Origin of the sequence: Streptomyces sp. NRRL S-495, assembly GCF_000966955.1 — a bacterium.
Taxonomy (GTDB): Bacteria; Actinomycetota; Actinomycetes; order Streptomycetales; family Streptomycetaceae; genus Kitasatospora; species Kitasatospora purpeofusca.
In genome coordinates, this window is record NZ_JZWY01000004.1 from 1 (window position 1) to 18,434 (window position 18,434).

The 18,434-nt window shown below is 71.3% G+C and carries 14 protein-coding genes; all 14 read right to left on the reverse strand.

Translation table 11 applies throughout. The features are described from left to right. Window positions 1–45: 45 nt before the first annotated feature. The gene (locus tag VR45_RS00100) at window positions 46–1,098 is read right to left on the reverse strand and encodes a 2-oxoacid:ferredoxin oxidoreductase subunit beta (protein WP_045937595.1); all 1,053 of its coding nucleotides are present in this window, start codon (window positions 1,096–1,098) and stop codon (window positions 46–48) included. Further along, window positions 1,095–2,981, reverse strand: a complete 1,887-nt coding sequence (locus tag VR45_RS00105; RefSeq protein ID WP_045937647.1) for a 2-oxoacid:acceptor oxidoreductase subunit alpha — start codon at window positions 2,979–2,981, stop codon at window positions 1,095–1,097. Before VR45_RS00105 ends, VR45_RS00100 begins: the two co-directional genes overlap by 4 nt. A gap of 327 nt (window positions 2,982–3,308) precedes the next feature. After that, window positions 3,309–3,971 carry a response regulator transcription factor gene (locus tag VR45_RS00110; RefSeq protein ID WP_045937596.1) on the reverse strand — a complete coding sequence of 221 codons (663 nt, stop codon included), beginning with the start codon at window positions 3,969–3,971 and terminating at the stop codon, window positions 3,309–3,311. 114 nt (window positions 3,972–4,085) lie between these two features. Then, window positions 4,086–5,096: a polyprenyl synthetase family protein gene (locus VR45_RS00115; protein ID WP_045937648.1), complete on the reverse strand. Its 1,011-nt coding sequence runs from the start codon at window positions 5,094–5,096 to the stop codon at window positions 4,086–4,088. Between the two features lie 257 nt (window positions 5,097–5,353). After that, window positions 5,354–6,991, reverse strand: a complete 1,638-nt coding sequence (gene nuoN / locus VR45_RS00120) for an NADH-quinone oxidoreductase subunit NuoN (RefSeq protein ID WP_045937597.1) — start codon at window positions 6,989–6,991, stop codon at window positions 5,354–5,356. Then, window positions 6,988–8,637: an NADH-quinone oxidoreductase subunit M gene (locus VR45_RS00125; protein WP_045937598.1), complete on the reverse strand. Its 1,650-nt coding sequence runs from the start codon at window positions 8,635–8,637 to the stop codon at window positions 6,988–6,990. The genes nuoN and VR45_RS00125 overlap by 4 nt, the downstream gene beginning before the upstream one ends. Before the next feature lie 37 nt (window positions 8,638–8,674). Next, entirely contained in the window at window positions 8,675–10,570 is a 1,896-nt protein-coding gene (gene nuoL / locus VR45_RS00130; protein ID WP_045937599.1) for an NADH-quinone oxidoreductase subunit L, read from the reverse strand. A gap of 13 nt (window positions 10,571–10,583) precedes the next feature. Further along, entirely contained in the window at window positions 10,584–10,883 is a 300-nt protein-coding gene (gene nuoK, locus VR45_RS00135; RefSeq protein WP_030300898.1) for an NADH-quinone oxidoreductase subunit NuoK, read from the reverse strand. Continuing rightward, window positions 10,880–11,791 carry an NADH-quinone oxidoreductase subunit J gene (locus tag VR45_RS00140; protein WP_078896105.1) on the reverse strand — a complete coding sequence of 304 codons (912 nt, stop codon included), beginning with the start codon at window positions 11,789–11,791 and terminating at the stop codon, window positions 10,880–10,882. The genes nuoK and VR45_RS00140 overlap by 4 nt, the downstream gene beginning before the upstream one ends. A gap of 14 nt (window positions 11,792–11,805) precedes the next feature. Continuing rightward, a complete protein-coding gene (gene nuoI, locus VR45_RS00145; protein WP_063772381.1) occupies window positions 11,806–12,417 on the reverse strand; it encodes an NADH-quinone oxidoreductase subunit NuoI in 612 nt (203 codons plus the stop codon). Window positions 12,418–12,423: 6 nt separating this feature from the next. Beyond that, window positions 12,424–13,755, reverse strand: coding sequence for an NADH-quinone oxidoreductase subunit NuoH (gene nuoH / locus VR45_RS00150; protein ID WP_045937651.1), 1,332 nt, complete (start codon window positions 13,753–13,755; stop codon window positions 12,424–12,426). 41 nt (window positions 13,756–13,796) lie between these two features. Next, a complete protein-coding gene (locus VR45_RS00155; RefSeq protein WP_107084064.1) occupies window positions 13,797–16,271 on the reverse strand; it encodes an NADH-quinone oxidoreductase subunit G in 2,475 nt (824 codons plus the stop codon). A 23-nt stretch (window positions 16,272–16,294) separates the two neighbouring features. Then, window positions 16,295–17,656 (reverse strand): NADH-quinone oxidoreductase subunit NuoF, encoded by a 1,362-nt coding sequence (gene nuoF, locus VR45_RS00160; protein WP_045937601.1) that lies wholly within the window; start codon window positions 17,654–17,656, stop codon window positions 16,295–16,297. Next, window positions 17,656–18,420: an NADH-quinone oxidoreductase subunit NuoE gene (gene nuoE / locus VR45_RS00165; RefSeq protein WP_045937602.1), complete on the reverse strand. Its 765-nt coding sequence runs from the start codon at window positions 18,418–18,420 to the stop codon at window positions 17,656–17,658. The genes nuoF and nuoE overlap by 1 nt, the downstream gene beginning before the upstream one ends. Window positions 18,421–18,434: the final 14 nt, after the last annotated feature.

Below are 18,434 nucleotides of genomic sequence, written 5' to 3' on the forward strand. Positions count from 1 at the left end.
GCCGTGAATGGCCGGGGGCGCCGCCGTTCGTTCGTTCGGTCGGGGTCAGTCGACCGACCAGGTGTCACCGCCCGCGAGCAGCGCGGCCAGGTCGCCCTCGCCCCGGTCGGCGACGGCGGTGTCCAGCTGGTCGGCCATCAGTTCGTCGTACACCGGCCGTCGGACCTGGCGCAGCACCCCGATCGGGGTGTGGTGCAGGGTGTCCGCGTCGGCGATCCGGGAGAGCGCGAACGCCGTCGAGGGGCCGGCCGCGTGGGCGTCGTGGACCAGGACCGACGACTCGTTGTCGGCCGTGACCTCATCGACGGTCAGTTCGCCGTCGGCACCGCGGAAGACGCCCCGGGCCAGGTCCGTCCCGAACCGGATCGGCCGGCCGTGCTCCAGCCGGATCAGCGCCTCGTCCCGGGTGCCGGGCTCCTTGAGCACCTCGAAGGCGCCGTCGTTGAAGATGTTGCAGTTCTGGTAGATCTCGACCAGCGCCGTGCCCTCGTGCTCGGCCGCCGCCCGCAGCACCGACTGGAGGTGCTGGCGGTCGGAGTCGATGGTCCGGGCGACGAAGGTGGCCTCCGCGCCGATGGCCAGCGAGAGCGGGTTGAACGGCGCGTCCAGCGAACCCATCGGGGTGGACTTGGTGATCTTGCCGATCTCGCTCGTCGGCGAGTACTGCCCCTTGGTCAGGCCGTAGATACGGTTGTTGAACAGCAGGATCTTCAGATTCACATTCCGGCGCAGCGCGTGGATCAGATGGTTGCCGCCGATCGACAGCGCGTCGCCGTCGCCGGTCACCACCCAGACGCTGAGGTCCCGCCGGGAGGAGGCCAGCCCGGTGGCGATCGCCGGGGCCCGGCCGTGGATCGAGTGCACTCCATAGGTGTTCATGTAGTACGGGAAACGGGAGGAGCAGCCGATACCGGAGACGAAGACGGTGTTCTCCCGTCTGATCCCCAGCTCCGGCATGAAGGCCTGTACCGCGGCCAGGATCGCGTAGTCACCGCAGCCGGGGCACCAGCGGACCTCCTGGTCGGTCTTGAACTCCTTGGCGCTCTGCGGCGCCTCGGCCTTCGGGACCAGCTTCAAGGAGGGGAAGTTCTCGCTCATCGGTTGTCCTCCTCGTCCAGGTTGCCGATCGCCGCCCACAGCACATCCGCCAACTGCGCCGCCTTGAAGGGCAGTCCGCGCACCTGGTTGTAGGACTGCGCGTCCACCAGGTACTTGGCGCGCAGCAGCAGCGCCAGCTGGCCGAGGTTCATCTCGGGGACGATGACCTTGTCGTAACTCCGCAGCACGGTGCCGAGGTTGGCCGGGAAGGGGTTGAGGTTGCGCAGGTGCGTCTGGGCGACCTCGCCGCCGTCCGCCCGGACCCGGCGGACCGCCGCGGTGATCGGGCCGTAGGTCGAACCCCAGCCGAGCACCAGGACCCGGGCCTCGCCGGAGGGGTCGTCGACCTCCAGGTCCGGTACCTCGATGCCGTCCACCTTGGCCTGCCGGGTGCGGACCATGAAGTCGTGGTTGGCCGGGTCGTAGGAGATGTTGCCGGTGCCGTCCTGCTTCTCGATGCCGCCGATCCGGTGCTCCAGACCGGGCGTGCCGGGCACCGCCCACGGGCGGGCGAGCGTCTGCGGATCGCGCAGGTACGGCCAGAAGGCGCCGTCCTCGCGGTTCGGCCCGGTGGCGAAGTCCGGCTCGATGGCGGGCAGTTCGTCCACCTCCGGGATCCGCCAGGGCTCCGACCCGTTGGCCAGGTAGCCGTCCGAGAGCAGGAAGACCGGGATGCGGTAGGTGACCGCGATCCGGGCCGCCTCCAGCGCCGCGTCGAAGCACTCGGCCGGGGTGGCCGGGGCCACGATCGGCACCGGGGCCTCGCCGTTGCGCCCGAACATCGCCTGCAGCAGGTCGGCCTGCTCGGTCTTGGTCGGCAGACCGGTGGACGGGCCGCCGCGCTGGATGTCCACCACCAGCAGCGGGAGTTCGAGCGAGACGGCGAGCCCGATCGTCTCGCTCTTCAGGGCCACGCCCGGGCCGGAGGTGGTGGTCACGCCGAGCGCGCCGCCGAAGGCCGCGCCCAGGGCCGCGCCGATGCCGGCGATCTCGTCCTCGGCCTGGAAGGTGCGCACGCCGAAGTTCTTGTGCCGGCTCAGCTCGTGCAGGATGTCCGAGGCCGGGGTGATCGGGTAGGAGCCCAGGTAGAGCGGCAGCCCCGAACGGCGGGAGGCGGCGATCAGGCCGTAGGACAGCGCCAGATTGCCGGAGATGTTGCGGTAGCGGCCCGGCGGCAGCTTGGCCGGCGGCACCTCGTAGGAGACCGCGAAGGTCTCGGTGGTCTCGCCGAAGTTCCAGCCCGCCCGGAAGGCGCTGATGTTGGCCTCGGCGATCAGCGGCTTCTTGGCGAACTTGGTGCGCAGGAACGCCTCGGTGCCGTGGGTCGGGCGGTGGTACATCCAGGAGAGCAGGCCCAGCGCGAACATGTTCTTCGCGCGCTCGGCGTCCTTGCGGGCGAGGCCGCTCTCCTTGAGGGCCTCCAGGGTCAGCGTGGTGAGCGGCACCTTGTGCAGGTGGTAGCCCTCCAGCGAACCGTCCCCCAGCGGGTCCGCGCCGTAGCCGACCTTGGCGAGCGCGCGCTTGGTGAACTCGTCGGTGTTGACGATGATCGACGCGCCGCGCGGCAGGTCGGGCAGGTTGGCCTTGAGGGCCGCGGGGTTCATCGCCACCAGGACGTTGGGCGCGTCCCCCGGGGTCAGGATGTCGTGGTCGGCGAAGTGGAGTTGGAAGGACGAGACACCCGGCAGCGTTCCGGCGGGAGCGCGGATCTCGGCCGGGAAGTTGGGCAGGGTGGAGAGGTCGTTGCCGAAGGACGCCGTCTCCGAGGTGAAGCGGTCACCGGTGAGCTGCATGCCGTCGCCGGAGTCACCGGCGAATCTGATGATCACCCGGTCCAGCCTGCGGATCGGCTTGGCGCCACGGTGCTGCGGACCGACCGGCATGGCAGGGCCGGAGCGGCCCCCGCCCGGCCCGGACCCGCCCTCGTCGCCGTCCGAGCCGTCCACTGCTTCTGACTGATCGACCTGACTGGTCACTGCCGCGGACCTCCTCGTGGGCACCAGCCGCGGGCGTGAGCCGTGTGCCCCGTCCGCCTGGTGCACCTCTCGCATCCTATGCGGGTAAGGATTGCCTTGGACGGAACTCCCCGATGCGGCGGAAAATCACCGCCGCACCCATAAACAACGCCGTGGACGACCGGAACCGTACCCGGACGGGGAAGGTTGGTTCGAATACGAATGCAGACTGCGGGCGGCCCGCCGGCGAGCCGGTCAGGAATTCAGATAAGTGAGCACGGCGAGGACCCGGCGGTGGTCACCGCGGCTCTGCTCCAGGCCAAGCTTGAGGAAGATGTTGCTGACGTGCTTCTCCACCGCGCCCTCCGAGACCACCAGCTGCTTGGCCACCGCGGTGTTGGTCCGGCCCTCCGCCATCAGCCCCAGCACCTCGCGCTCGCGCGGGGTCAGCCCGGCCAGCACATCGCCCTTGCGGCTGCGGCTGAGCAGCTGCTGGACGACCTCCGGGTCCAGTGCGGTGCCGCCCTCGGCGACCCGGACCACCGCGTCCACGAACTCGCGCACCTCGGCGACCCGGTCCTTCAGCAGGTAACCGACGCCCCGGGTGGATCCGGCCAGCAGTTCGGAGGCGTAGCGCTCCTCGACGAACTGCGAAAGCACCAGCACACCGAGCTGCGGATAGCGGCCACGGAGTGTGACACAGGCCCGCAGGCCCTCGTCGGTGTGGGTGGGGGGCATCCGCACGTCCGAGACCACCACGTCGGGCAGCGCGTCCTCGGCGGCCAGCTCGTGGATGGTCCTGATCAGCGCGTCACCGTCCGGGACTCCGGCCACGACCTCCAGGCCCCGGTCGGTGAGCAGCCGGGTCAGACCCTCCCGCAGCAGTACGGAGTCCTCGGCGATGACAACGCGAAGCATGGCGGCCTTCCGGATGGGCGGAGCTGCGGACACGGTGCTGACGGGTGTCAGTCTCCCCCATCCGGGTGGCCGCCGGGACGCCGGACCGCGATTCGCACCGCCCGCCCGCAGGCGTCACATGGTGCGGATGGCCACCGAGTCGCAGAGCGCCTGGAGCGCCTCCTTGGCCGGCCCGTCCGGGAGCGGGTCCAGCATCGCGCGGGCCTCCTCGGCGTGGCGCAGGGTCTCCCGGCGGGCGTGCTCCAGCGCCGGGTGGCGGCGCAGCAGCCGCAGGGCCTCGGAGTGCAGCTCGTCGTCGGCGAGGTCCTGGCGGAGCAGCTCGCGCAGCCGGGTGTCGGAGGGGTCGGACGGGTCGGCCGGCATCTGCCGCAGCAGCAGGGTCGGCAGGGTCTCGATGCCCTCGCGCAGGTCGGTGCCGGGGGTCTTGCCGGACTCGTGCCCGTCGCTGGCGATGTCGAGCACGTCGTCGGCCAGCTGGAACGCGATGCCGATCCGCTCGCCGAAGGAGCTGAGGATGTCGATCACCCACGGCTCGGCGCCGGCGGCCAGTGCTCCTATCCGGCAGGAGACGGCGATCAGCGAACCGGTCTTGCCGGCCAGCACGCCCAGGTAGTGGTCGAGCGGGTCGTCGTCCGGGCCGGGGCCGGCGGTCTCCAGGATCTGGCCGGTGACCAGCCGCTCGAACGCGTCGGCCTGCAGCCGGACGGCCTCCGGGCCGAGGTCGGCCAGCACCTGGGAGGCACGGGAGAAGAGGAAGTCGCCGGTCAGGATGGCGACCGAGTTGTCCCAGCGCGAGTTGGCGCTGGGGGCGCCGCGTCTCACCGGGGCCTCGTCCATGACGTCGTCGTGGTAGAGCGTGGCGAGGTGGGTGAGCTCGACCACGACGGCGGCCGGGATCACGCCGGTCGCACCGGCGTCGCCGAACTGGGCGGACAGCAGTACCAGCAGCGGACGGAAGCGCTTCCCGCCCGCGGCCATCAGATGGCTGGCGGTGACGGTGATGAAGGGGACGTCGCTCTTGACGGCCTCGGCGAGCGCGATCTCCACCGCGTCCATCCCGGCCTGGACGTCACGGGTCAGATCGCGGTCCTGCACGCTGAGCCCAAAGGGTCCCACGACGGTCACGAAGACCACTCCTCTGTCCCTGGTCGATCTAGCGGCCCGGTCCCTGAGTGCCGCCGCTGGCCATACAGGCAGGGTATCCGGTCACGAGTGGATCACTGCACGGGCGTGCGGCTCTGTCATGCGCGGGGCGTCCCCGCTGGCCAGCGGGGATACCCGAACGAAGCGTCCGGGCCGCGCGCGGGGCGCGACCCGGACGGTCGTCGGAGCGGTCGGACCGGGCCGCCGCCGGGGCGTTCGGCCGGGCCGTCGGCGGACGGTCAGCCGACGAAGAACACTGCCTTCGAGGCGAGATCGAGGAAGTACTGCGGCAGCAGTCCGAGCCCGATCGTGACCAGCACGCCGATACCGATCGCGGTCGCCGTGAAGGCGCTCGGGACGGCGACGGTCGGGCCGCCCGGCTGCGGGTCGGAGAAGAACATCAGCACGATGACCCTGACGTAGAAGAACGCCGCCACCGCCGAGCTGAGCACACCCACGATCACCAGCGGAGTGGCACCGCCCGCCGCCGCGGCCTGGAAGACCGCGAACTTGCCGGTGAACCCCGAGGTCAGCGGGATGCCAGCGAAGGCCAGCAGGAAGAGCGCGAACACCGCCGCGACCAGCGGGGAGCGCCGGCCGAGGCCGGCCCAGCTGGACAGGTGGGTGGCCTCGCCCTTGGAGTCGCGCACCAGGGTGACCACGGCGAAGGCGCCGAGGGTCACGAAGGAGTACGCCAGCAGGTAGAACAGCACCGAGCCGACGCCCTGCCGGTTGCTGGCGATCACACCGGTCAGGATGAACCCGGCGTGCGCGATCGAGGAGTAGGCGAGCAGCCGCTTCACGTCCTGCTGGGTGACGGCCAGGACCGCGCCGACCACCATGGTGAGGATCGCCACGCCCCAGAGCACCGGCCGCCAGTCCAGCCGCAGCGCCGGGAAGGCCACGTAGAACAGCCGCAGCACCGCGCCGAACGCGGCCACCTTGGTCGCCGCCGCCATGAAGCCGGTGACCGGGGTCGGCGCGCCCTGGTAGACGTCCGGGGTCCAGGAGTGGAACGGCACCGCGCCGACCTTGAAGAGCAGACCGACCGTCAGCATCGCCAGGCCCACCAGCAGCAGGGCGTCGTTCTGGGTCGAGGAGACCAGCGCCGGAGTGAGCAGCGCGTTCCCGGAGATGACCTCGGCGATCTCGCCGAGCCGCACCGTGCCCGCGTAGCCGTACAGCAGCGCGGTGCCGAACAGGAAGAAGGCCGAGGCGAAGGCACCGAGCAGGAAGTACTTGACCGCCGCCTCCTGGGAGAGCAGCCGGCGGCGCCGGGCCAGCGCGCAGAGCAGGTAGAGCGGGAGCGAGAAGACCTCCAGCGCCACGAACATGGTCAGCAGGTCGTTGGCGGCGGGGAACAGCAGCATGCCGCCGACCGCGAACATGGTGAGCGGGAAGACCTCACTGGTGGTGAAGCCGGCCCGGATCGCGCTGCGCTCGTGCTCGCCACCGGGGGTGGCGGCCGCCTGGGCGGCGAAGGCGTCGGCCGGCTCGCCGCCGGCCTTCGGCTCCAGCCGGCGCTCGGCGTAGGTCAGCACCGCGACCGCCGCGACCAGCAGGATCACACCCTGGAGGAACAGCGTCGGGCCGTCCAGGGCGACCGCGCCCATCGCGACCGCCTCGACCTTGGTGGTGCCGTAGCCCTGCGCGGCGAGCACCAGGACGGCGACGAAGGCGCCGGCCAGGCCGACCAGGGCGGTCACCACCTGGGCCCAGTGCCGCAGCCGCCGGGGCAGGAAGGCCTCCAGCAGGATGCCGACCACAGCGGCGCCGAACACCACCAGCATCGGGGACAGCTGGCCGTACTCGATGTGCGGCGCGGGGATGCTCTGGGTGCTGCCGCCGGCGGCGGCGAGCCATCCGGTGCTGCTCACTTGTGCTCACCTCCTGAGCGGGCGGTCCCGTCCTGGGCGGTCCCGTGGTCGGCGGACACCGGGTGCGCCGGTGCCGGGTCGGTCTGGTGCACCTGGGAGAGGGTGGCGTTCACCGACGGGTTGACGAGGTCGGTGAGCGGCTTCGGGTAGACACCGAGCAGCACGGTCAGCGCCACCAGCGGGGCGACCACGGCGAGTTCGCGGACCTTGAGGTCCGGCATGCCGCGCACCTCCTCCTTGACCGGGCCGGTCATGGTGCGCTGGTAGAGCAGCAGGGCGTACAGCGCGGCGAGCACGATGCCGAAGGTGGCGACGATGCCGACCGCGGGGTACCGGCTGAAGGTGCCGACCAGGACCAGGAACTCGCTGACGAACGGCGCCAGACCGGGCAGCGAGAGCGTCGCCAACCCGCCGATCAGGAAGGTCCCGGCGAGCACCGGGGCGACCTTCTGCACGCCGCCGTAGTCGGCGATCAGCCGGGAGCCGCGACGGGAGATCAGGAAGCCGGCCACCAGCATCCACGCGGCGGTGGAGATGCCGTGGTTGACCATGTAGAGGGTGGCACCGCTCTGGCCCTGGCTGGTCATCGCGAAGATGCCCATGATGATGAAGCCGAAGTGCGAGATCGAGGCGTAGGCGACCAGCCGCTTGATGTCCTTCTGGCCGATGGCCAGCAGCGCGCCGTAGACGATCCCGACCAGGGAGAGGACCAGGATCGCCGGGGCGAAGGTCTTCGAGGCGTCCGGGAACAGCCCGAGGCAGAAGCGGAGCATCGCGAAGGTGCCGACCTTGTCCACCACGGCGGTGATCAGCACGGCGGTGCCCGCGGTGGCCTCGCCCATCGCGTTCGGCAGCCAGGTGTGCAGCGGCCAGAGCGGTGCCTTGACCGCGAAGGCGAAGAAGAAGCCGAGGAACAGCGCCTTCTCCGCGGTGCCGCCGAGCTGCAGCCGGCCGTCGGCGACGGCCGCGGTGAGCGTCTGCAGGTCGAAGGTGCCGAGGCCCTGCTCCTGCGCGATCACGTACAGGCCGATCACGGCGGCCAGCATGACCAGACCGCCGAGCAGGTTGTAGAGCAGGAACTTGACCGCCGCGTAGGAGCGCTGGCGGGCCGACTCGGGGCCGCCCGCCCGGTCGCCGAAGCCGCCGATGAGGAAGTACATCGGGATCAGCATGGCTTCGAAGAAGACGTAGAAGAGGAAGACGTCGGTGGCGTAGAAGGAGACGATCACCATCGCCTCCACCGCCAGCACCAGGGCGAAGAACGCCTGGGTGCGCCGCCTGTTCTCGAACGACCCCTCCGGGGGCGCGGCGGCCGGGTCCGCGTCGTGCCAGGAGGCGAGCAGCACGACCGGGACCAGGACGGCGGTGAGCAGGGCGAGGACGGCGCCGATGCCGTCCACCCCGAGCGAGAAGGTGATGCCGAAGGAACGGATCCAGCTGTAGGACTCGGTGAGCTGGTAGCGGGCGCCGTCCGGGTCGAACCGCGCGGCCACCGCGCCGGCCAGGGCCAGGGTGGCGGCGGAGAAGACCATCGCCACGATCTTGGTGGTCCGCCGCCGCGCCTCGGTGGACCCGGCGGGCAGGGCGGCGGTGACCACCGCACCGACCGCCGGGACGGCGCAGGTGGCGGTGAGGAGGACGCTCATGCCTCGGCCTCCCCACGATGTGTGTAATCCGGGTGCATCAGACGGACCTCATCAGGAGAGTCGTGGCGACCAGCACCAGCGTGCCGCCGAACATGGAGAGCGCGTACGTGCGGACGTAGCCGTTCTGGATCCGCCGCAGCCGGCTGGAGACGCCGCCGATGGTGGCCGCCAGGCCGTTGACGAAACCGTCCAGGCCGCGGCTGTCGAAGTAGACCAGCGCCGCGGCCAGCGCCGAACCGGGGCGGACCAGGACGGCGTGGTTGAAGTCGTCCTGGAGGAGGTCCCGGCGGGCGGCCCGGGTGAGCGGGGAGCCGTACGGCGGCACCACCGGGACGGCGGAGCGGCCGTACATGAGGTACGAGAGCGCGACGCCGACCAGCATGCAGGCGGTGGTGAGCAGGGTGACCACCAGCGGGGTGAGCGGGGAGTTGCCCTCCTCGTACCCGGTGACCGGCTCCAGCCAGGTGAGGAACGACTCGTGGAAGGCGAACAGCCCGCCGGCGAAGACCGATCCGAAGGCCAGCACGATCATCGGGACGGTCATGGTCTTCGGCGACTCGTGCGGGTGCGGGTCGTGGCCCTCGGCGTCCGGCTGCCAGCGCTTCTCGCCGAAGAAGGTCAGGATCATCACCCGGGTCATGTAGAACGCGGTGACGGCGGCGCCGATCAGGGTGCACAGGCCGAGGATCCAGCCCTCGGTGCCGCCCTTGGCGAAGGCCGCCTCGATGATCTTGTCCTTGGAGAAGAAGCCGGACAGGCCGGGGAAGCCGATGATGGCCAGGTAGCCGAGGCCGAAGGTGACGAAGGTGACCGGCATGTACTTCCGCAGGCCGCCGTAGTGACGCATGTTCACCTCGTCGTTCATGCCGTGCATGACCGACCCGGCACCGAGGAAGAGCCCGGCCTTGAAGAAGCCGTGGGTCACCAGGTGCATGATGGCGAAGGCGTAGCCGATCGGGCCGAGCCCGGCCGCGAGGATCATGTAGCCGATCTGCGACATGGTCGAGCCGGCCAGCGCCTTCTTGATGTCGTCCTTGGCGCAACCGACGATCGCACCGAAGAGCAGGGTGACCGCGCCGACCACCACCACGGCGGTCTGGGCGTCCGGCGCCAGGTTGAAGATCGCCCCGGAGCGGGTGATCAGGTAGACGCCGGCGGTGACCATGGTGGCCGCGTGGATCAGCGCGGAGACCGGGGTCGGGCCCTCCATCGCGTCCCCGAGCCAGGACTGCAGAGGCACCTGCGCGGACTTGCCGCAGGCGGCGAGCAGCAGCATCAGGCCGATCGCGGTCAGCTTGCCCTCGCTCGCGCTGCCGGCGGCGCCGAACACCGGCTCGAAGGCGAAGGAGCCGAACTCGACGAACATCAGCATGATCGCGATGGACAGGCCCATGTCGCCGACGCGGTTGACGATGAACGCCTTCTTGGCGGCGGTGGCGGCGCTCGGCTTGTGCTGCCAGAAGCCGATCAGCAGGTAGGAGGCGAGACCCACGCCCTCCCAGCCGAAGTACAGCAGCAGGTAGTTGTCGGCCACCACCAGCAGCAGCATGGCCGCCAGGAAGAGGTTCAGATAGGCGAAGAAGCGGCGCCGGCGCTCGTCGTGCGCCATGTAGCCCACCGAGTAGAGGTGGATCAGGGTGCCGACGCCGGTGATCAGCAGGACGAAGGTCATCGAGAGCTGGTCGAGCCGGAAGGAGATGTCGGCCTGGAAGCCGTTCACCGGGATCCAGCTGAACAGGTGCTTGGTCAGGGCACGGTCCTCCGCGTCCCGGCCCAGCATGTCCGAGAACAGCGCGAGGCCGAAGCCGAAGGAGAGCGCGGCGAGCGCGGTGGCCAGCCAGTGGCCGAGGCGGTCGAAGGCCCGGCCGCCGAGCAGCAGCAGGACGGCGCCGGCCAGCGGGGCCGCGACCAGCAGGGGAATGAGAGAGTTCACCGAGGTCCTCCGCCTACAGCTTCATCAGGTTGCTGTCGTCGACCGAAGCGGAATGCCTGGTCCGGAAGATCGAGACGATGATCGCGAGGCCGACCACGACCTCGGCCGCAGCCACCACCATGGTGAAGAACGCGATGATCTGGCCGTCGAGGTTCCCGTGCATCCGGGAGAAGGTGACCAGCGCCAGGTTGGAGGCGTTCAGCATCAGCTCGACACACATGAACAGGACGATCGCGTTCCGCCGGATCAGCACGCCGGAGGCGCCGATGGTGAACAACAGGGCGGAGAGATAGAGGTAGTTGACCGGATTCACTCCGCCCCCTCCTCGTCGTGGTCGGACGCCGGGCGGTTCGCCGGCGCCGGGTGGTTGGCGGCCACCGGCTCCAGGGCCTTGCGCGGACCGGTCACCGGCGGGCGCTCGGACGGCGGGCGGCCCAGCCAGTCGGCGGTGGTGGACTCCAGCTCGGCCATCCGGGCCAGCATCTCCTGGCTGACGTCCCGGATCTGGCCGCGCTCGCGCAGGGTCGCCATTACCGAGTCCTCGGCGATCGAGCCGTCCGGCAGCAGCGCCGGGATGTCCACCGCGTTGTGCCGGGCGTAGATGCCGGGCGCGGGCAGCGGCGGGACCTGGATGTTGTCGGCGACCCGCTGGGCGGCCAGCTCGCGCTGGGTCTTCGGGGCCTTCACGTGCTCGCGGTGGGTCAGCACCATGGCCCCGATCGCGGCCGTGATCAGCAGCGCCCCGGTGACCTCGAAGGCCCACACGTACTTGGTGAAGATCAGTCGGGCCAGGCCCTGGACATTGCCCTCGGCATTGGCCTCGCCGAGACCGGCGAAGGTGTCCAGCTTGGCGTTGGCGATCCCGGCGACCATCAGCACGCCGAAGCCGAGGCCGCAGAGCGCGGCGGCGAACCGCTGGCCCTTCAGCTGCTCCTTCAGCGAGTCCGCGCTGGTCACGCCGACCAGCATCACCACGAACAGGAAGAGCATCATGATCGCGCCGGTGTAGACCACGATCTGCACCACACCCAGGAACACCGCGCCCTGGGCCATGTAACAGACCGCCAGGGCGAGCATGGTGGCGGCCAGGCAGAGTGCGCTGTGCACCGCCTTGCGCATCAGCAGCGTCCCGAGCGCGCCGCCGACGGCGATCACCGCGAGCACCCAGAACTGGACGGCCTCACCGGTGGAGGTCGCGCCCGTCACGGCCGCGAGGTTCAGCGAGGTGGCGGCGCTCACGACTGGGCCTCCTTCTCCCGGTCGGTGGGCTCCTGACGGACCGTGCCCGGCGCCGCCGCGGTGATCTCGCCCCGGTAGTAGGCGCCCTCGTCGGCGCCGGGGAAGATCGAGTGCGGGCTGTCGACCATGCCCTCGGAGAGGCCGACCAGCAGCTGCTCCTTGGTGAAGATGAGGTCCTGGCGGGAGGAGTCCGCGAGCTCGTACTCGTTGGTCATGGTGAGCGCGCGGGTCGGGCAGGCCTCGATGCAGAGCCCGCACAGGATGCAGCGGGCGTAGTTGATCTGGTACACCGCCCCGTACCGCTCACCGGGCGAGTAGCGCTCGTCCTCGCGGTTGTCCGCGCCCTCGACGTAGATCGCGTCGGCCGGGCAGGCCCAGGCGCACAGCTCGCAGCCGATGCACTTCTCCAGGCCGTCCGGGTGCCGGTTCAGCTGGTGGCGGCCGTGGAAGCGCGGGGCGGTGGGCTTCTTCTGCTCCGGGTACTGCTCGGTGAGCCGCTTCTTGAACATGGCCTTGAAGGTCACGCCGAAGCCGGCGGCCGGTCCGAGGATGGACGGCTTGTCGGCCCGCTCGGGTCGGTCGTTCCGGGCGTTCTGGTCGGACGACATCTCGGTTCAGCTCCCTTCGGAATGGTCGGCCCCGTTGAGGGCGTCCTGCAGTTGCTTCGGGGCGCGGCTGCGCCGGCGCGGGACCGGCGGGAGCTGCTGGCCGGGCAGCGGGGGCACCGGGTAGCCGCCGGCCATCGGGTCGAACTCCCCGTGCGGCGCCTCGGGTCCGGGCTCCGGCTTGCGCTTCAGGACGTCCCGCAGCAGGCCGAGCAGCAGCAGCGCGCCGACCGGGGCGCCGACGTACAGCACCACCTCGCCGAAGCCGTAGCCCTCGTTGCGCAGGGCCCGGACGCTGGCCACCATCACCAGCCAGGCCAGCGAGACCGGGATGAGCACCTTCCAGCCGAGCTTCATGAACTGGTCGTAGCGGAACCGGGGCAGGGTGCCGCGCAGCCAGATGAAGAAGAACAGCAGCAGCTGGATCTTGAGGGTGATCCAGAGCAGCGGCCACCAGCCGTGGTTGGCGCCCTCCCAGAACGTGGAGACCGGCCACGGGGCCCGCCACCCGCCCAGGAACAGGGTGGAGGCGACCGCCGAGACGGTGACCATGTTGACGTACTCGGCCAGCATGAACATCGCGAACTTCAGCGAGGAGTACTCGGTGTTGAAGCCGCCGACCAGCTCGCCCTCGGCCTCCGGGAGGTCGAACGGCGCGCGGTTGGTCTCACCGACCATCGCGACGATGTAGACGATGAACGACACCGGCAGCAGTACCGCGAACCAGGTCGGCTGCTGCGAGGAGACGATCTCCGAGGTGGACATCGAGCCGGAGTAGATGAAGACCGCCGCGAAGGACAGGCCCATCGCGATCTCGTAGCTGATCATCTGGGCCGAGGAGCGGATCCCGCCGAGCAGCGGGTAGGTCGAGCCGGAGGACCAGCCCGCCAGCACGATGCCGTAGATGCCGACCGAGGCGGTGGCCAGGATGTAGAGCAGCGCCACCGGGAAGTCGGTCAGCTGCATCGGCGTCCGGGTGCCGAAGATCGAGATCTCGTCGCCGGCCGGGCCGAAGGGGATCACCGCGAAGGCCATGAACGCCGGGATGGCGCAGACGATCGGGGCCAGGATGTAGACCACCTTGTCGGCGCCCGTGACCACCAGGTCTTCCTTGAGCGCCAGCTTCACGCCGTCGGCGAGCGACTGCAGCAGGCCCCACGGGCCGTGCCGGTTGGGCCCGATGCGCAGCTGCATCCAGGCCACCACCTTGCGCTCCCAGACGATCGCCACGAGGACCGTGCCGACCAGGAAGCCGAAGCAGAACACCGCCTTCAGCAGGACCAGCCACCACGGATCCCGGCCGAAGAAGCCGAGCGTCTCGTTCGCGGCGAGCTCGGCCAGAGCGGCCGGGCCGTGTCCGGCGAGCGGGTGCGGGTTCGGGGTCACTTCTCCTCCTCCTCGGGCCCGGCCGTACCGGCCGGCGCGGTGGCCTCGGCGGCGGCGATGGTGACCAGGTGGCCGATGGTGGTGCCGAGCGTCCGGTAGGCGCCGCCCGGAGTGGAGTTGAGCGGGATCCAGACCGTGCGGTCCGGCATCTCCTTGGAGATCTCCAGCGGCAGGGTGAGCGAGCCGGCCGGGCCGGTCAGCCGCAGCGCGGGCGCGGTCGCGGCGCCGATCTCCGCCGCGGTGGTCGGCGAGACCCGGGCGACCGCAGGGTGCCGGGTGCCGGCCAGGTGCGGGTCGCCCTGCTGGAGCGAGCCCCGGTCGAGCAGCAGCCGCCAGCCGGCCAGGACCGCCTGGCCGGTGGCCGGGCGGGGCAGCAGGCCGGGGTGGGCGGCCGGCGCGGCCGGACGGTCGCCCGTCCAGGGCAGGAACCGGTCCAGCTCCTGCCGGGCGGCGCGGACGTCGGGCAGGCCGAGCCGGTGGCCCAGGGCGTCCGCGAGCATGTTCAGCACCCGCAGGTCCGGGTGCAGGTGGCGGCCCATCTGCTGGTCCGGCTTGAGCGCGGCCTCGAACATCCGCACCCGGCCCTCCCAGTCCAGGAAGGTGCCGGCCTTCTCGGCGACCGCGGCCACCGGCAGCACCACGTCGGCGTGGGCCGTGACGGCGGACGGGCGCAGCTCCAGCGACACCACGAACGGGACTGCGGCCAGCGCCTGCTCGGCCCGCGCCGGGTCGGCGAGGTCCTCCGGGTCGAGGCCGCCGACCAGCAGCGCGCCGAGTTCGCCGCCGAAGGCCGCGTCGAAGATCTCCTCGGTGTCCCGACCGGGCCGGCCCGGGATCTCGGGAACGCCCCAGACGGCGGCGGTCTCGGCCCGGGCGGCCGGGGCGGCGACCGGACGGCCGCCGGGCAGCAGGCCGGGCAGCGCGCCGGCCTCGACCGCGCCGCGTTCGCCGGCCCGGCGGGGGATCCAGGCCAGCCGGGCGCCGGTGGCGTGCGACAGCCGCAGTGCGGCGGTGAGCGCGCCGGGGGCGGCGGCCGCCCGCTCGCCGACCAGGATCACCGCACCGGGGGTGCGGAGCAGCTCGGCGGCGCGGCCGGCGTCGTCGTTGAGCGGCTCGTCGGCGGCGAGCGCGGCCAGCCACTCGGCCTCGGTTCCGGGGGCGGCCGGCAGCAGCGAACCGTGCAGCTTGGCCAGGCCCCGGGAGGCGTGCGGGGCGATCGAGAAGACCGTGAGGCCGTGGCTCCGGTTGGCCTTGCGCAGCCGCAGGAAGACGATCGGCGACTCCTCCTCGGGCTCCAGGGCCAGCAGCAGGACCGCCGGGGCGGCCTCCAGCTCCTCGTAGCCGAAGGGGCTGCCGCCGATGTCGACGCCCTGGCCGGCCACGGCGGCGGCCAGGAAGTCCGCCTCCTCGCCGCTGTGCGGGCGGGCCCTGAAGTCCACGTCGTTGGTGCCGAGCACCACCCGGGCGAACTTGGCGTACGCGTAGGCGTCCTCGACCGTGACCCGGCCGCCGGTGAGCACTCCGGCGCGGGTCCCGCGCAGCCCCTCGGCGGCCCGGGCCAGCGCCTCCGGCCAGGAGGCGGCGACGAGTTCGCCGTCCAGCCGGACCAGCGGGGTGGTGATCCGGTCCCGCTGCTGGGCGTAGCGGAAGGCGAACCGGCCCTTGTCGCAGTTCCACTCCTCGTTGACCGCCGGGTCCTCGCCGGCCAGCCGGCGCAGCACCTTGCCGCGGCGGTGGTCGGTGCGCTGGGCGCAGCCGGAGGAGCAGTGCTCGCAGACGCTCGGCGAGGAGGTCAGGTCGAACGGGCGGGAGCGGAAACGGTAGGCCGCCGAGGTGAGGGCGCCGACCGGGCAGATCTGGATGGTGTTGCCGGAGAAGTACGACTCGAAGTCGTCGCCCTCGCCGGTGCCGACCTGCTGGAGGGCTCCGCGCTCGACCAGGTCGATGAACGGGTCCCCGGCGATCTGCTGGGAGAACCGGGTGCAGCGGGCGCAGAGCACGCAGCGCTCGCGGTCCAGCAGCACCTGGCTGCTGATCGGCACCGGCTTCTCGTAGGTGCGCTTCATCCCCTCGAAGCGGGAGTCCGTGTCACCGGTGGACATCGCCTGGTTCTGCAGCGGGCACTCGCCGCCCTTGTCGCAGACCGGGCAGTCCAGCGGGTGGTTGATCAGCAGCAGCTCCATCACGCCGCGCTGGGCCTTCTCCGCGACCGGCGAGCTGAGTTGGGTGCGCACCACCATGCCCTCGGCGACCGGGATGGTGCAGGAGGCGACCGGCTTGCGCTGGCCCTCGATCTCGACGATGCACTGCCGGCAGGCGCCGGCCGGGTCGAGCAGCGGGTGGTCGCAGAAGCGCGGGATCTGGGTGCCGATCTGCTCGGCGGCCCTGATCACCAGGGTCCCCTTGGGGACCTGCACTTCGACGCCGTCGATGGTGAGCGTGACCAGCTCGACCGCGGCCTTGTCGCCCATGGAGGTGGATGGCTCTGTGATCGTCACGCGTGCACCTCCCTTTCGGTGGCGGACTGGTGGCCGGGGCGGGGGCCGTCGGCCCAGACGGTGGAGGCGGCCGGGTCGAACGGGCAGCGGCGCTCGGCGAGGTGCTGCTCGTACTCGGCCCGGAAGTACTGGAGCGAGGAGACGATCGGGCTGGCCGCGCCGTCGCCCAGGGCGCAGAAGGACTTGCCGTTGATGTTGTCGGCGATGTCGAGGAGCTTCTCCAGGTCGCCCTCGACGCCCTGGCCGGCCTCGATCCGCTTGAGCAGCTGGACCAGCCAGTAGGTGCCCTCGCGGCAGGGGGTGCACTTGCCGCAGGACTCGTGGGCGTAGAACTCGGTCCAGCGGGTGACCGCGCGGACCACGCAGGTCGTCTCGTCGAAGATCTGCAGGGCCTTGGTGCCGAGCATCGAGCCGGCCGCGCCGACGCCCTCGTAGTCCAGCGGGACATCGAGGTGCTCGGCGGTGAACATCGGGGTGGAGGAGCCGCCCGGGGTCCAGAACTTGAGCTGGTGGCCGGCCCGGACGCCTCCGCTGATGTCGAGCAGCTGGCGCAGGGTGATGCCGAGCGGGGCCTCGTACTGGCCGGGGTTGGTGACGTGGCCGGAGAGCGAGTAGAGCGTGAAGCCGGGGGACTTCTCGGTGCCCAGGCTCTTGAACCACTCCTTGCCGCGGGCCAGGATCGGCGGCACCGAGGCGATCGACTCGACGTTGTTCACCACGGTCGGGCAGGCGTAGAGGCCGGCGATGGCCGGGAACGGCGGGCGCAGCCTGGGCTGGCCCCGGCGTCCCTCCAGCGAGTCCAGCAGCGCCGTCTCCTCGCCGCAGATGTAGGCGCCGGCGCCGGCGTGCACGGTGATGTCCAGGTGGAGTCCGGAGCCGAGGATGTTCCGGCCGAGCAGCCCGGCCTCGTAGGCCTCGGCGACGGCGGCCTGGAGCCGGCGCAGCACCGGGACGACCTCGCCGCGCAGATAGATGAAGGCGTGGTCGCAGCGGATCGCGTAGGACGCGATGATCATGCCCTCGATCAGCGAGTGCGGGTTGGCGAACAGCAGCGGGATGTCCTTGCAGGTGCCCGGCTCGGACTCGTCCGCGTTGACCACCAGGTAGTGCGGCTTGCCGTCGTTCTGCGGGATGAACTGCCATTTCAGGCCGGTGGGGAAGCCTGCGCCGCCGCGGCCGCGCAGACCGGAGTCCTTGACCAGGGCGATCACGTCGTCCGGGGGCATCGCGAGGGCGGCCTTGAGGCCCTCGTAGCCGGCGTGGCGGCGGTAGGTGGCGAGCGTCCAGGGGCGGTTGTCGTCCCAGAACGCCGACAGCACGGGGGTGAGCAGCTTCTCGGCCGGCTCGGCGGAGGTCATCACGCTTCGGTCCCTTCCTGGCCGGTGCCCTCGGCGGACCCGCCCTCGTGGCGTGCGCCCTCGTGGCGGGGGGAGACGACGCGGGTGCCGCCGGTGCCGGGCAGGGCCTCGCCGCGGGCCAGCCGCAGACCGGCCAGCGAGGCGGCGCCGCCCGCGCCCGACTCGTCGACGGCGCCGGGGCGCTCGTCGGGGAAGCCGGCCAGGATCCGGGCGGACTCCTTGAAGGAGCAGAGCCGGGCGCCACGGGTGGGGACGGCCTCGCGGCCCGCGCGCAGGTCGTCGACCAGCAGCTTGGCGCTCTCCGGCGTCTGGTTGTCGAAGAACTCCCAGTTGACCATCACCACCGGCGCGTAGTCGCAGGCGGCGTTGCACTCGATGTGCTCGATCGAGATCCGGCCGTCCTCGGTGGTCTCGTTGTTCGCGATCCCGAGGTGCTCCTGGAGCTCGGCGAAGATCTGGTCGCCGCCGAGCACCGCGCACAGGGTGTTGGTGCAGACCCCGACGTGGTACTCGCCCGCGGGCCGGCGCCGGTACATGGTGTAGAACGTGGCGACGGCGGTGACCTCGGCGGTGGTGAGGTCCAGTTGCTCGGCGCAGAACCGGATGCCGGTCGCGCTGACGAAGCCCTCCTCGGCCTGCACCAGGTGCAGCAGCGGCAGCAGCGCGGACCGGGCCACCGGGTAGCGGCCGATCAGCTCCGCGGCGTCGGCGGCCAGCCGGGCGTGCACCTCCTCGGGGTACGGCCTGGCCGGCAGCGCCGGCATCCCCAGTTGGACGT